This window comes from Hydrogenophaga sp., assembly GCF_041913525.1.
Taxonomy (GTDB): Bacteria; Pseudomonadota; Gammaproteobacteria; order Burkholderiales; family Burkholderiaceae_C; genus Hydrogenophaga.
On the sequence record NZ_JAYSFD010000027.1, the window covers coordinates 1 to 13,945 of the forward strand.

Sequence of the window (13,945 nt, forward strand, 5' to 3'; positions counted from 1 at the left end):
GGCACCAGCAGGTAGGCGTAGGCCTGGTGGTGGCTGCGGCCCACGCGCCCGCGCAACTGGTGCAACTGGGCCAGGCCGAACTTGTCGGCACGGCTGATGACGATGGTGTTGGCCGTGGGCACGTCAATGCCGGTCTCGATGATGGTGGAGCACAGCAGCAGGTTGAAGCGCTGGGCCACGAAGTCGCGCATCACGCGCTCCAGATCGCGCTCGGGCATCTGGCCGTGTGCCACGGCAATGCGCGCCTCGGGCAGGATTTCTTCGAGCTTTTGCTTGCGGTTCTCGATGGTCTCCACCTCGTTGTGCAGGAAGTACACCTGCCCGCCGCGCTTGAGCTCGCGCAGCACCGCTTCGCGGATCACGCCATTGCCCTCGTTGCGCACAAAGGTCTTGATGGCCAGGCGGCGCTGCGGCGCGGTGGCGATCACCGACAGGTCGCGCAGGCCCTCCAGCGCCATGCCCAGCGTGCGGGGAATGGGCGTGGCGGTGAGGGTGAGCACGTCCACCTCGGCGCGCAGTTGCTTCATGGCCTCTTTGTGGCGCACGCCGAAGCGGTGCTCTTCGTCAATGATGAGCAGGCCCAGGTTTTTGAACTGCGTCTTCTCGCTCAGCAGCTTGTGGGTGCCCACCACGATGTCCACCGAGCCATCGGCCACGCCCTTGAGCGCAGCGGTGATTTCTTTCTGCGAGCGAAAGCGGCTCATCTCGGCGATCTTCACCGGCCACTTGCTGAAGCGGTCCACCAGGGTCTGGTAGTGCTGCTCGGCCAGCAGCGTGGTGGGCGCCAGGAAGGCCACCTGCTTGCCGCCGGTCACGGCGATGAAGGCCGCGCGAAGCGCGACCTCGGTTTTGCCGAAGCCCACGTCGCCGCACACCAGGCGATCCATGGGGCGCGGGCTGATCATGTCCTGGATGACAGCGTGAATGGCCGCGCGCTGGTCGGCGGTTTCCTCGAAGCCGAAATCGTTGGCGAAGGTTTCGTAGTCTTGCGGCGAGTAGCGGAAGGGGTGGCCCTGGCGAGCCGCGCGGCGGGCATAGATGTTGAGCAGCTCGGCGGCGGCATCGCGCACCTGCTCGGCTGCTTTGCGCTTGGCCTTTTCCCACTGGCCGCTGCCCAGCTTGTGCAGCGGGGCCTCGTCGGCGCTCACGCCGGTGTAGCGGCCGATCAGGCCGAGCTGGCTCACCGGCACGTAGAGCACGGCCTTGTCGGCGTACTCGAGGTGCAGGAACTCTTGCAGGGCGGGCGAACCATCGGGGTTCTTCTCGCCCATGTCCAGGTTCACCAGTCCCCGGTAGCGCCCGATGCCGTGCTGGGCGTGCACCACCGGGTCGCCCACGTTCAGCTCGGACAGGTCTTTGATCAGCGCCTCAACGTCGCTGACTTGCTCTTGCTTCTTGCGCCGGCGCGCGCTGGGCCCGGCGGCAAATAGCTCCAGCTCGGTGACGAAGTCAATGCCGCCTTGCACCCAGGCAAAGCCCGTGGTCAGCGCGGCGGTGGCGATGCCGGTTTTCTCGTCGCTGCTTTGGAACTCGGCCAGCGAATCGAAGGCTGGCGGGTTCACGCCACTGGCGCGCAAGAAGTCGAGCAGGCTCTCGCGCCGGCCATCGCTCTCGGCCAGCAGCAGCACGCGCTGCCCGGTGGACCGAATGTGGGCCTGCAGGCGGGCCAGCGGGTCTTCGGCGCCGCGCACCACCGACAGGTCGGGCAGCTTCTGGGCCAGGGCGCTGTGCTCCACGTCTTCCACGCCGGCGCGCAACGCGAGCTGGGCGTGGGGCTTGGCCAGCGTGTAGAACTGCTCGGCGTTCAGGAACAGGGCCTCGGGCGGCAGCACCGGGCGGTCGGGGTCGCCATGCAACAGCCGGTGGCGCTCGCGCGTGTCTTGCCAGAAGCGCTGGAAGGCCGGCTCCAGGTCGCCGTGCAGCACCAGGGTGGCGCTGGCGCCCAGGTAGTCGAACACCGTGGCCGTTTCGTCAAAGAACAGCGGCAGGTAGTACTCAATGCCGGCGGTGGCCACGCCGTTGCCCATGTCTTTGTAGATGCGGCTCTTGGTCGGGTCGCCTTCCAGCAGCTCGCGCCAGCGGCTGCGGAATTTCGCCCGCGCGGCATCGTCCATGGGGAACTCGCGCCCGGGCAGCAGCCGCACCTCGGGCACGGGGTAGAGGCTGCGCTGGGTGTCGGGGTCAAAGGTGCGGATGCTGTCGATCTCGTCGTCGAACAGGTCCACCCGGTAGGGCACCAGGCTGCCCATGGGGAAGAGGTCGATCAGTCCGCCGCGCACCGCGTACTCGCCCGGGCTCACCACCTGCGTCACGTGCTGGTAGCCCGCCAGCGTGAGCTGGGCCTTCAGCCGCGCCTCGTCCAGCTTCTGCTTGACCTTGAACTCAAAGGTGTAGCCCGCCAGAAAGGCCGGTGGCGCCAACCTGTACAGCGCAGTGGTGGCTGGCACCAGCACCACGTCGGCACCGCCGTCGTGTTCGCGCTGGGAGATGCGCCACAGCGTGGCCAGCCGCTCGCTGATCAGGTCTTGGTGGGGCGAGAAGGTGTCGTAGGGCAGGGTTTCCCAGTCGGGAAACAGCGTCACGCGCAGATCGGGCGCGAAAAACGCCATCTCATCGATCAGGCGCTGCGCGTCGGTGGCGTCGGCGGTGACGATGGCCGTGAGCCGTTTGGCCGAGGCCTCGCGGGTGGCCAATTGCGCCAGCAACAGGGCATCGGCGGCGCCGCCAGGCTGCGGAATGGTGTGGCGCTTGCCGGGGGTGAGTTTGGGCAGGTCCATGCGGAGGGGGCCGGGCAAGCCGGCTGCCAAGACAAACACCCCCGAAGGAGGGCCCCGGGGGTGTGAAAGCGAGATTTTAGAATGCGCCCACACCATGCCCGCTGCCGCCGCCGAATACCCCACCACCTCGCCCGCCCCCGTGCGCTGCCATGCCTTGCTGCCTTGCGCGGGCAGCGGCTCCAGGGCCGGTGCTCCCCAACCCAAGCAATACCAGCCTGTGGCCGGGCAGCCCATGGTCATGCACACCCTCGCGGCCTTGCGCGCGGTCTCTCGCATCGCCCGCTGTTTGCTGGTGGTGTCGCCGGGCGATGCGTTCTGGACCACGGTGCCGGCCGGTGTGGAGGTGTTGGGCGTGGGGGGCGACACCCGGGCCCACAGCGTCTTCAACGGCCTGAGTGCCCTGCGCGCCAGTGGCGCCAGCGACAACGACTGGGTGCTGGTGCACGACGCCGCGCGCTGCCTGGTGACGCCGCAAGAGATCGACGGCCTCATCGACGCCTGCCTGAACGACCCGGTGGGCGGCCTGCTGGCCTTGCCCTTGCCCGACACCTTGAAGGTGGAGCGCGGTGGTCGTGTGGCCGCCACGCTGGACCGCAGCAACAAGTGGCTGGCGCAGACGCCGCAGATGTTCCGGCTGGGCCCGCTGCACGCGGCACTGGCCGCATGCGAGGGCGATGGCTTTGCTGGCATCACCGATGAAGCCAGCGCCATCGAGCAGGCGGGCCTGCAACCCTTGTTGGTCAAGGGCTGTGCCCGCAACTTCAAAGTCACTTACCCGGAAGACTTCGCGCTGGCCGAAGCCGTCCTCAGGAGCCGCTCATGAACGCTATTCGCATTGGCGAGGGCTGGGACGTCCACGCCCTGGTGCCCGGCCGCCCGCTCATCATCGGCGGCGTCAACATCCCGCACCACCAAGGCCTGCTGGGCCATTCCGACGCCGACGTGCTGCTGCACGCCATCACCGACGCGGTGCTGGGCGCGGCCGGCCTGGGTGACATCGGGCGGCACTTCCCCGACACCGACGAGCGCTTCAAGGGCGCCGATTCCAGCGTGCTGTTGGCCGAGGCCATGCGCCGCGTGCGCGAGGCGGGCTTTGAGCTGGGCAATGTGGACAGCACCGTGGTGGCGCAGGCGCCCAAGCTGGCGGCTCACATGGCCGCCATGCGCGCCTCGGTGGCCCGCGCGCTGGGCGTGGACGAGGCCCTGGTGAACATCAAGGCCAAAACGGCGGAGAAGCTGGGCCCGGTGGGGCAGGGCTTGTCGATCGAGGCGCGCGCCGTCGCCTTGCTGCTGGCGCGCTGAGCCGTCAAACCCTCAGCGCGGGGCTCGCACCAGCTTCATGTGGGCGGCCAGGCCGCCCGTGCTGCTGTTGGCCAGCGCAAAGCGCCCACCCATGCGCGCCACGGCGCGCTCCACGATGGCCAGCCCCAAGCCGGTGCCGGTGGCGGCACTGCGTGAGGCGTCTCCTCGGAAGAAGGGCTGGGTGAGCTGCTGCACCAGGTCGGGTGGCACGCCCGGGCCGTGGTCGCGCAGCTTCACCAGCACCGCGTCGTCCTTGGCCTTGGCGGTGATGTCCACCCGCACCATGCCATCGCCGGGAGAGCGACCGTAGCGCTGGGCGTTTTCCAGCAGGTTGGAGAACACCCGCTGCAGCTCCACCGCATCGCCCATCACCCGGGTATCGGGCGGAATGGCCACCGTCACCTGTCGCGTGGGGTCTTCTCCCAGGGCGTACACGGCGGCCTCCACCACTTGGTTCAGGCTCACTTCCTCCGGTCGCAGGTTGTCCGGCCGCGCGTAGTCCAGGAACTTGTCGATGATGGCGTTGACCTGGTCGATGTCGGCGGCCATGTGCTCGCGCGCCACCGGGTCGCTCACGCTCATCTCGGCCTCAAGGCGAAGGCGCGCCAGCGGCGTGCGCAGGTCATGCGAGATGCCGGCCAGCATCAGCGCCCGGTCTTGCTCAATCTTGGACAGGCGCTGCGCCATGCGGTTGAAGCCGATGTTCACCTCGCGGATCTCGCTGGTGGCCACCGCTTCATTGAGTTGGCTGGAGTTGAAGTCGCCCTCGCGCACCCGGCTGGCCGCGAACGACAGTTTCTTCAGGGGGCGGTTGATCAGCCTCGCTATCAGGGCTGCGCCCGCCAGTGACAGCAGGGCCGCCGTGCCCAACCAGATGAGCCAGGTGGTGCCTGCCACGGGGCCGATGCGTGAGGGGTCGGTGAGCAGCCAGTACGGGTCACCATCGATGCTGAAGCCGATCCACAGCCCCGGCGTGCCATTGACCTCTCGCGCCACCACCGTGTCATTGCCCAGGCGCTTTTTCAGGCGGGCCGACACGTTGCGGCTCAGCGCATCGGTGTCGTAGAGCTTGAAGTTGTCATTGGGCTCACGCGGCGCAATGCTCAGGCTTTCTTCGGCCGCCAGTGTCTTGATGAGCGAGACCCGGGCGATCGAGTCGGAGTGCACCAGGGCCGCGCGGCTCAGGTTCACCAGCGAAGCCAACTGCTGGGCGCTCTGCAGCGCACGAGGCTCGTATTCCAGCGCCCGAAAGGTCTGCAACCACGCCACGATGGAGCCCACCAGCAGCAGCGTCAGAAAGAAGAACGTGCGCCAGAACAGGCTCACGCCGCGCTGCGGCCGCATTTCCAGCGGGGCGGGTGCCGTCTCCAGCCCGGTGGGCAGGGCCTCGAACGGCAGGCGCGAGTCGTGGCTCATCAGTTGTTGCCGTCCGGCACGAACACATACCCAACGCCCCACACGGTTTGCAGGTAGCGCGGCGAAGCGGCGTCTTCTTCGATCAGCTTTCGAAGCCGTGAGACTTGCACGTCCAGGCTGCGGTCAAAGGGCTCGAATTCGCGGCCGCGGGCCAGTTGTGCCAACTTTTCGCGCGACAGCGGTTGGCGCGGGTGGCGCACCAAGGCCTTGAGCATCGCGAACTCGCCGGTGGTCAGGGGAACGTCTGTGCCGTCCTTGCGCAGCGTGCGAAGGCTCAGGTCGAACTCGAAGGGGCCAAACTTCACCACCTCGGCCTCTTGCGACGGTGCGCCGGGCACTTCGGTCGGGGGGCGGCGGCGCAGCACGGCATGAATGCGGGCCAACAGTTCGCGGGGGTTGAAAGGTTTGCCCAGGTAATCGTCTGCACCCACTTCCAGGCCGACGATGCGGTCCACGTCTTCGCTCTTGGCTGTGAGCATGATGATGGGCGTGCGGTCGCCGTTGGCGCGCAAACGACGGCAGATCGACAGCCCGTCCTCGCCCGGCATCATCAGGTCCAGCACGATCAGGTCCACCGCTTCACGCTGCATCACGCGGTTGAGCGCTTTGCCGTCCTCGGCCAGCATCACCTCGAAACCCTCTTGCATGAGGTAGCGGCGCAACAGGTCGCGAATGCGAACGTCGTCATCGACCACCAGGATTTTGTTGGGACGGGTTTGCGTTTGTGGCATAAGAGCAACTTCCGTTAAATGTAACAAACGCGATTCTGGCAGCGCCAAGTGCTTGTCAGCGCTCGATTTTTGTTTTTCTGACACCCTGTTACAGATGTTGCCCAATACCCCCAAGAGAAGCCGGAAGGCCACCGAGACAATGGTCCGTCTCTTGGAGTTTGCTGCGTTATGAAACCCTTCATCTTGTTCAGCCTCGGTTGGGTGGCGCTCTCGGCGGCCTGGGCGGGCCCTGAGCGCGCCCGCGTCGACGCCCCGGCAATGGCGCCACCCTCGTCCATCGTGCCCATCGCGACCGACATGGGCGAACCAAGGGGCGGCACCCGCTTGCGCGAGGTGCTGCGTCAGCCCTTCGACACCTCCACTGGCCCTGGCCAGCCCTATCGGCTGTCCGATGAAGAGCGCCTTCGCCTGCGAGAGCAGTTGCGAGGCCACCAATTCCCAGACCGATCCATCAAACCATGACCGTGAACACCCAGATGCCCAGCCCCCGATTTGCCTCTTTTCGTCACGCCCTTGTCATCGGTCTCGCGTTTGGTGCCCTGACCCTGGCGCCAGTCGCCAATGCGCAGACCGTGCCCGTTCCCAGCAACGTGGTGCAGCTGCAAGCGTCGGGCTCGGTCGATGTGCCGCAAGACTGGCTCACCGTGCGCTTGAGCACCACCCGCGAAGCCTCGGACGCGGCCACCGTGCAAAACCAGTTGAAGCAGGCCACTGAGGCTGCCCTCGCAAGCTTGCGCGCGCAGGTGCGCCCTGGCGATTTCGAAGTGCGCACCGGCTCCTTCGGCGTGTACCCTCGCTACGCCAGCGCCGGCAAGATGGCGGGGTGGCATGGCTCGGCCGAGGTCATCATCGAAGGTCGCGACATTGAGCGCATCAGCGCCGCGGCCGGCAAGGTGTCTGGGATGACGGTGGGGCAGATGGGGTTCTCGTTGTCGCGCGAGGCGCGCCGCAAGCTGGAGTCGCAGGTGCAAGCCATGGCCATTGATCGCTTCAAGGCCCGGGCAGCCGAGATTGCCCAGGGCTTCGGCTTTACCGGGTACCAGTTGCGTGAGGTCTCGGTGAGCGCCGCCGACGAACCGGGGCGCCCGATCTACGCTCGTCCCATGGCCATGGAAGCCAAAGCGGCCATGAGCGATGCCCCGATTCCGGTGGAGGCCGGTACCAGCACCGTGTCGGTGACGGTGTCTGGCTCGGTTCAGCTGCGCTGAGCGCGAGGCCGCTCAGCGCGCCGTTGGCTGGCTGCTCGCTTACTGGGCGGCCCAGCCGCCGTCCATGTTCCAGGCCACGCCACGCACGTTGTTGGCGGCCGGCGAACAGAAGAAAACGGCCAACTCGCCCAACTCTTCGGGCGTGGTGAACTGCATCGACGGCTCTTTCTCGCCCAGCAGCAGCCGGGTGGCTTCGTCGTTGGAAATGCCCAGCGCTGCGGCCTTCGCGTCCACCTGTTTCTGCACCAAGGGCGTGAGCACCCAGCCCGGGCAGATGGCATTGCAGGTGATGCCGGTGGTGGCGTTCTCCAGTGCGGTGACCTTGGTCAAGCCCACGATGCCGTGCTTGGCGGCCACGTAAGCCGACTTCTCCGCCGAGGCCACCAGGCCGTGCACCGACGCCACGTTGATGATGCGGCCCCAGTTGCCCTTTTGCATGGCTGGCAGGGCCAGGCGCGTGGTGTGAAAGGCGCTGGTCAGGTTGATGGCCATGATCGCGTCCCAACGCTCCACGGGGAAGTTTTCCACACGGCTCACGTGCTGGATGCCCGCGTTGTTCACCAGAATGTCCACCTGGCCGAAGCGCTGGGCTGCAAAGGCCATCATGGCTTCGATCTCGGTCGGTTTGCTCATGTCGGCGCCGTGGTACTCCACCTCGACGCCTAGTGCCTTCACCTCGGCCTTGGCTGCCTCGATTTCACCGAAGCCGTTGAGAACGATGTTGGCGCCCTGACGAGCCAAGGCCTTGGCGATGCCCAGGCCAATCCCGCTGGTGGATCCGGTCACGAGGGCGGTTTTTCGAGCAAGCATGTGGGTCTCCAGTTCCATTACGATCGGTTCAAGACACCCAAATCATAGGGGGAGGCCATGACACCTCCTGATGACATTGCCTCTTAGCACCATGTCCGATCCTCAGCTTCAGCGCCTTGCCGTCGGCTTGCCGGCATCCCCCAGCGGCTCGCCGCGCCAAATGGCCTGGTGGGATTGGCCCTGTCCCGATCCCGCCAGCCGCCATGTCGTGGTGTGCGCCCACGGCCTGTCGCGCCAGGGGCGCGACTTCGATGCCCTGGCCAAGGCCTTGCAGCCCCGTTGCCGCGTGGTGGCCTTTGACGTGGCGGGCCGTGGCCACAGTGACCGCCTCGCCGATCCCATGGGCTACCAGCTGCCCACCTATGTGGCCGATGCCGTGGCGCTCCTGGGTGAGCTTCGTCGCCAGCAGCCTGATGCCCGCATCGACTGGGTGGGCACGAGCATGGGGGGCTTGATCGGCATGGCGGTGGCCGCGCAGCCAGCCCTGTCCATCGGCCGCCTGGTGCTCAATGACGTGGGTCCGATCATTCAACTGGAAGCCTTGCAGCGCATTGGCGCCTACCTAGGGCAAAACCCGTCGTTTGACAGCGAACAGCAGGCCGTGGATTACCTGGCCTCCATCTCGCAAGACTTTGGTCCCCACACCCCCGAACAGTGGCGCGCCCTGAGCCTGCCCATGTTGCGGGAGCGCGAAGGCCGGTGGTACCTGCATTACGACCCGGCTCTGGCTCAACCCGTCAAGGCGTTGCTGCAGAGCCCCAACCCCGAAGAGGCGGTGCGCCAGGGTGAAGCGGCCTTGTGGCAGCTCTACGATGCGATCGCCTGCCCCACCTTGCTGCTGCGCGGGGCGCAGTCCGATTTGCTGAGCGAGGCCACCGTGGCCCAGATGCAGGCCCGCGGGCCGCACCCCGCTTGCGTCAGGTTCGAGGGCGTTGGCCATGCCCCCACCCTGGTGGCCGACAACCAGATTGCCGCGGTTCGAGATTTCCTCTGGACCGCCTGAGTAGCCTGCATGAAACGATCTTCTCCCCCTGCGTTGCCCGCCAGTTCGGCGAGCACCCCTCTGCCGGCAGGGCAGTCATCTGCCATCGTGGCCGCCACGGCCGCCAGCCTGCCCCACCAAGTGAATGCACTGGCCCGGGCGCGTGCCTTTGCCGAACCCCTGCTGACCTGTGAGTCGCTGGACACCGGCGAAAACGTCTTTGCCCACGCCGATGCGGTGGCGCAGATCCTCAGCGATATCGGGGGCTCTGAGGCCATGCAGGCAGCGGCCTACCTGGTGTACGCCTGCCAACACCTGAACAAGCCGCAAGAGGTCATCGCCAAGGCCTTTGGCGAGCACTTCGCTGCGCTGGCCCTGGAGACCACCAAGCTGGTGCAATTGCAGCGCCAGACGCGCAACAAGGCCGCGGCGGCGCAGGCAAAAAAGGCCGAAGAGCGCCAGGCCGCCAGCGATGCCGCGCAGCCGACGCCCGGCCCCGGCAAGGCGCCTGTTTCCGAACTGGCCGCCAGCCAGACGGAAAACGTGCGCAAGATGCTGCTGGCCTTCTCTCGCGACCTGCGCGTGGTGATGCTTCGCCTGGCTTCGCGCCTGCAGACCTTGCGCTATTTCGCGTCCATCAAAGGCAACCCTGGCGAGGCGCTGGCCAGCGAATCGCTGCACGTGTTCGCGCCGCTGGCCAACCGCCTGGGCATCTGGCAAATCAAATGGGAAATGGAGGACCTGGCCTTTCGTTTCCTTGAGCCACAGACCTACAAGGAAGTGGCGCGCCTGCTGGACGAAAAAAGGGCTGAGCGCGAGGTGCACGTCGAACAGGTGCGGGTGCAACTGCAGACCGACCTGCTGGCGCAGGGCATTGCATCGTCGGTTCAGGGGCGGCCCAAGCACATCTACAGCATCGTCAAGAAGATGCGGGGCAAGGACCTGGGCTTTGACCGGGTGTTCGACATTCGCGCGCTGCGCGTGATCGTGCCCACGCTTGAAGACTGCTACGCGGTGCTGGCTTACGTACACGCCCATTTCGCGCCGGTGCCAGACGAGTTTGACGACTACATCGCCAAGCCAAAGCCCAATGGCTACCAGTCGTTGCACACGGTGGTGCGCGACGCGCAGGGCAGGGCGTTCGAGATCCAGATCCGCACCCAGGCCATGCACGACCATGCCGAGCATGGCGTGGCGGCCCACTGGGCTTACAAGGAGGCAGGATCGAAGGGCTACGCTGGCGTGTCGGCCAGTTCAGAGTACGACGCCAAGATCGCAGTGCTGCGTCAGCTGCTGGCTTGGGAGCGCGACCTCAGCGGCTCGGCTGGGGGCTTGTTCGATGACCGCATCTACGTGCTGACGCCTGACGCCGCCATCGTGGAGCTGCCGCAAGGCGCTACCCCGGTGGACTTTGCCTACAACGTTCACACCGATCTCGGTCACCGTTGCCGCGGCGCGCGCGTGGACGGTGCCATGGTGCCACTCAACACCGCGCTGCAAAACGGCCAGACGGTTGAGATCAACGCCGCCAAGGAGGGCGGGCCGTCGCGAGACTGGTTGAACCCCGATCTGGGCTATCTCGTCAGTCACCGCGCGCGCACCAAGGTTCGCGCCTGGTTCAACGCCCAGGCGCTGCAAGAGACCGTGGCCCGCGGGCGCGAGGCGGTGGAAAAACTGCTGCAACGCGAGGGCAAGACCGCCATCAAGCTGGACGACCTCGCCGTGGCCATGGGCCTTGAGTCTGCTCAAGAGTTGTTCGAGCAGGTGGGCAAGGATGAGTTGTCGCTGCGCGCCATCGAAACCCAGTTGCGCCCCTCCGAACCGACGCCTGCCGCGCCCCCGGCCCAGTGGCTGAAAAAGCCTCGCCGGCCATCGGCCGGTGGTGCTGGAGATGTGCTGGTGGTGGGCGTGGGCTCCTTGATGACCCAACTGGCCAAGTGCTGTCGACCCGCGCCACCCGACGACATTCGAGGCTTCGTGACCCGAGGCAAGGGCGTCAGTGTGCACCGCGCTGACTGCGCCGACTTTCAGCACTTGGTGCGCAAAGCGCCCGATCGGGTCATTGATGTCGAATGGGGAGGGCTGTCGGGCGTCAGCCGCGACCACGCGCCTGTGTACCCGGTGGACGTGGCCATCGAAGCGTCTGACCGCCAGGGCCTGTTGCGCGACATCTCAGACGTGTTTGCCCGCGAGAAGATGAACGTGATCGGGGTGCAGACGCAAACGGTCAAGGGCGTGGCCTGGATGACATTCACCATCGAGGTGGCGGACGCCCGCCAGGTCACCCGCGCCATGTCGGTTGTGGGCGAGGTGCCGGGCGTGCGCGTGGTGCGCCGCAAGTGAGCCTCAAAATACCTGCTATACTTTCAGCTTCGAATCGTTTGTAGGCGCGTAGCTCAGCTGGTTAGAGCACCACCTTGACATGGTGGGGGTCGTTGGTTCGAGTCCAATCGCGCCTACCAAACATCCGAGACGCAAAGCCTGGTTCAGCCAGGCTTTTTTGTTGCCGAAGCGCACAGGGAAAACCCATTCTTGCATCACCCCAGGGGGTTTCTAGAATGCAGGCTCGCGCAGGCCAATGGCGCCGCCCCATCGTCTCCCTTTCGAAAGTCCAGTCGTGCAGAAATCCAAGGCCGATGCCAGCAGCCCCAAGGGGGCTGTCCGGGTGATCAAGAAGTATCCCAATCGGCGCCTGTACGACACCGATACGTCGTCGTACATCACCCTGGCCGAGGTCAAAGGCCTGGTCATGGCGAACGAGCCGTTCGTCGTGCGTGACGCCAAGTCCAACGAGGACCTGACGCGAAGCATCCTGCTCCAGATCATCCTGGAGGAAGAGACGGCTGGCGTGCCCATCTTCACCGAGCAGGTGCTGGCCAACATCATTCGCTTCTATGGTCACGCCATGCAAGACTTCATGGGGTCGTACCTGGAGAAGAACATCCAGATCTTCATGGACCTGCAGCAGAAGATGACCGAGCAGCCGGGCGGGCTCAACCCCGAGGCCTGGCAGCAGTTCATGAACATGCAGTCGCCCATGATGCAGGGAATGATGGGCACCTACCTCGAGCAGTCTCGCAACGCCTTCACGCAGATGCAGGAGCAGATGCAGAAGAACAGCGAGCAATTCTTGGCGGCGTTGGGCATCAAGCGCTAGTGGCTTGGGGTCTGAGACAATCGGGCCCATGAGCGATACCCCTGCATCCCTGGGCACCACGACGCCCAAAGTCGGATTTGTCAGCCTTGGCTGCCCCAAGGCCCTGACCGATTCGGAACTCATCCTGACCCAACTCAGCGCCGAGGGTTACCAGACCTCCAAGACCTTCGCTGGGGCCGATCTGGTCATCGTCAACACCTGTGGCTTCATTGACGATGCCGTCAAGGAAAGCCTGGACACCATCGGCGAGGCCTTGGCCGAGAACGGCAAGGTCATTGTCACTGGCTGCCTGGGGGCTCGCGAAGGGCAGGGCGGGGGCAACCTGGTGCAAGAGATGCATCCGAGCGTGCTGGCGGTGACGGGGCCCCATGCCACCCACGAGGTGATGGAGGCGGTGCACAAGCACTTGCCCAAGCCGCACGACCCCTTTGTTGACCTGGTGCCTCCTCAAGGCATCAAGCTCACGCCGCGCCATTACGCGTATCTCAAGATCAGCGAAGGCTGCAACCACCGCTGTACCTTCTGCATCATCCCGTCAATGCGCGGTGACCTCGTCAGCCGACCGATTGGCGATGTGTTGACCGAGGCCCGCAAGCTGTTCGAGTCGGGCGTGAAAGAGCTGTTGGTCGTGAGTCAGGACACCTCTGCCTATGGGGTGGACGTGCAGTACCGCACCGGCTTCTGGGACGGTAAGCCGGTCAAGACCCGCATGCTCGATCTGGTGCGCACTCTTGGTGAGCTGGCCAAACCTTTCGGTGCCTGGGTTCGCTTGCACTACGTTTACCCCTATCCGCACGTGGACGATGTCGTTCCTTTGATGGCTGAGGGGCTGGTGCTGCCCTACCTTGATGTGCCCCTGCAGCACAGTCACCCTGACGTGCTCAAGCGCATGAAGCGGCCTGCCAGCGGCGAGAAGAACCTGGAGCGCATCGCGCGCTGGCGCGAGATCTGCCCTGAGATTGTGGTGCGCAGCACCTTCATCGCGGGCTTCCCTGGCGAGACCGAGGCAGAGTTCGAGCACTTGCTGCACTTCGTGCGTGAGGCGCAGATCGACCGCGCTGGCTGTTTTGCTTATTCCCCGGTGGAGGGGGCGGCGGCCAACGCCTTGGCCGATCCCGTGCCTGAAGCGGTTCGTGAGGAGCGCCGCGCCCGGTTCATGGCGGTGGCTGAGGCGGTGTCCGCCGAGCGGCTGCGCCAGCGCGTGGGCGCCACCATGCAGGTGTTGGTCGATTCGGCGCCGGGCCTGGGCAAGAAGGGTGGTGTGGGGCGCAGTTATGCCGACGCACCAGAGATCGATGGTGTGGTGCGCTTGTTGCCGCCCCAGAAAATCAGCAAGGTGCTGAAGGTGGGCGAGTTCACCAAGGCGCGCATCGTGGCGGCCGAAGGGCATGATTTGGTGGCCATGCCGATCTGACGAGGCGGGGGGGCGCTTGCGCCCTTCGTTCGGAGCGCGGAAAAGAAAAGGCCCGCTGATCATTGATCAGCGGGCCATGTTCTTGGTGCCCAAGAGAGGACTCGAACCTCCACGGAGTTACCCGCTAGTACCTGAAACTAGTGCGTCT

Annotated in this window: 12 protein-coding genes and 1 tRNA gene; 9 read left to right on the forward strand and 4 right to left on the reverse strand. The window is 65.7% G+C overall.

Annotation, left to right across the window (positions count from 1 at the left end; genetic code table 11):
- Positions 1 to 2,777: transcription-repair coupling factor (gene mfd / locus ACE3RQ_RS18550; RefSeq protein WP_374523575.1), on the reverse strand; the 2,777-nt coding region annotated here is incomplete at its 3' end.
- Between the two features lie 94 nt (positions 2,778 to 2,871).
- On the opposite strand from mfd, the gene ispD reads away from it, so the two are divergent.
- Both ispD and ispF read left to right on the forward strand, forming a co-directional pair.
- A complete protein-coding gene (ispD, locus tag ACE3RQ_RS18555) occupies positions 2,872 to 3,600 on the forward strand; it encodes a 2-C-methyl-D-erythritol 4-phosphate cytidylyltransferase (protein WP_374523576.1) in 729 nt (242 codons plus the stop codon).
- A complete protein-coding gene (ispF, locus tag ACE3RQ_RS18560) occupies positions 3,597 to 4,079 on the forward strand; it encodes a 2-C-methyl-D-erythritol 2,4-cyclodiphosphate synthase (RefSeq protein ID WP_374523577.1) in 483 nt (160 codons plus the stop codon). The genes ispD and ispF overlap by 4 nt, the downstream gene beginning before the upstream one ends.
- 12 nt (positions 4,080 to 4,091) lie before the next feature.
- On the opposite strand, the gene ACE3RQ_RS18565 is transcribed toward ispF, so the two are convergent.
- Both ACE3RQ_RS18565 and ompR read right to left on the reverse strand, forming a co-directional pair.
- A complete protein-coding gene (locus tag ACE3RQ_RS18565) occupies positions 4,092 to 5,495 on the reverse strand; it encodes an ATP-binding protein (RefSeq protein WP_374523578.1) in 1,404 nt (467 codons plus the stop codon).
- Complete coding sequence (gene ompR, locus ACE3RQ_RS18570; RefSeq protein WP_374523579.1) at positions 5,495 to 6,226, reverse strand: two-component system response regulator OmpR; 732 nt, start codon at positions 6,224 to 6,226, stop codon at positions 5,495 to 5,497. Before ompR ends, ACE3RQ_RS18565 begins: the two co-directional genes overlap by 1 nt.
- A 168-nt stretch (positions 6,227 to 6,394) precedes the next feature.
- Here ompR and ACE3RQ_RS18575 point away from each other — a divergent pair, with 168 nt between their 5' ends.
- Together ACE3RQ_RS18575 and ACE3RQ_RS18580 are read left to right on the forward strand one after the other, a co-directional pair.
- Complete coding sequence (locus ACE3RQ_RS18575; RefSeq protein ID WP_374523580.1) at positions 6,395 to 6,688, forward strand: hypothetical protein; 294 nt, start codon at positions 6,395 to 6,397, stop codon at positions 6,686 to 6,688.
- Positions 6,685 to 7,434 carry an SIMPL domain-containing protein gene (locus tag ACE3RQ_RS18580; protein ID WP_374523581.1) on the forward strand — a complete coding sequence of 250 codons (750 nt, stop codon included), beginning with the start codon at positions 6,685 to 6,687 and terminating at the stop codon, positions 7,432 to 7,434. The genes ACE3RQ_RS18575 and ACE3RQ_RS18580 overlap by 4 nt, the downstream gene beginning before the upstream one ends.
- Before the next feature lie 39 nt (positions 7,435 to 7,473).
- On the opposite strand, the gene ACE3RQ_RS18585 is transcribed toward ACE3RQ_RS18580, so the two are convergent.
- On the reverse strand, positions 7,474 to 8,244 hold the full coding sequence (locus ACE3RQ_RS18585) for a 3-hydroxybutyrate dehydrogenase (protein WP_374523582.1): 771 nt from the start codon (positions 8,242 to 8,244) through the stop codon (positions 7,474 to 7,476).
- Between the two features lie 91 nt (positions 8,245 to 8,335).
- Between ACE3RQ_RS18585 and ACE3RQ_RS18590 the strand changes: the two genes are divergently transcribed.
- The 5 genes from ACE3RQ_RS18590 to rimO all read left to right on the forward strand — a co-directional run bounded on the left by ACE3RQ_RS18590 (position 8,336) and on the right by rimO (position 13,797).
- Complete coding sequence (locus ACE3RQ_RS18590; protein WP_374523586.1) at positions 8,336 to 9,247, forward strand: alpha/beta fold hydrolase; 912 nt, start codon at positions 8,336 to 8,338, stop codon at positions 9,245 to 9,247.
- Positions 9,248 to 9,256: 9 nt separating this feature from the next.
- A complete protein-coding gene (locus ACE3RQ_RS18595) occupies positions 9,257 to 11,569 on the forward strand; it encodes a bifunctional (p)ppGpp synthetase/guanosine-3',5'-bis(diphosphate) 3'-pyrophosphohydrolase (protein ID WP_374523583.1) in 2,313 nt (770 codons plus the stop codon).
- A gap of 42 nt (positions 11,570 to 11,611) precedes the next feature.
- Positions 11,612 to 11,688: transfer RNA gene (locus tag ACE3RQ_RS18600), tRNA-Val, on the forward strand.
- A gap of 155 nt (positions 11,689 to 11,843) precedes the next feature.
- Positions 11,844 to 12,383, forward strand: a complete 540-nt coding sequence (phaR, locus tag ACE3RQ_RS18605; RefSeq protein WP_374523584.1) for a polyhydroxyalkanoate synthesis repressor PhaR — start codon at positions 11,844 to 11,846, stop codon at positions 12,381 to 12,383.
- A gap of 28 nt (positions 12,384 to 12,411) precedes the next feature.
- Entirely contained in the window at positions 12,412 to 13,797 is a 1,386-nt protein-coding gene (gene rimO / locus ACE3RQ_RS18610) for a 30S ribosomal protein S12 methylthiotransferase RimO (RefSeq protein ID WP_374523585.1), read from the forward strand.
- The last annotated feature ends 148 nt before the right edge of the window (positions 13,798 to 13,945 follow it).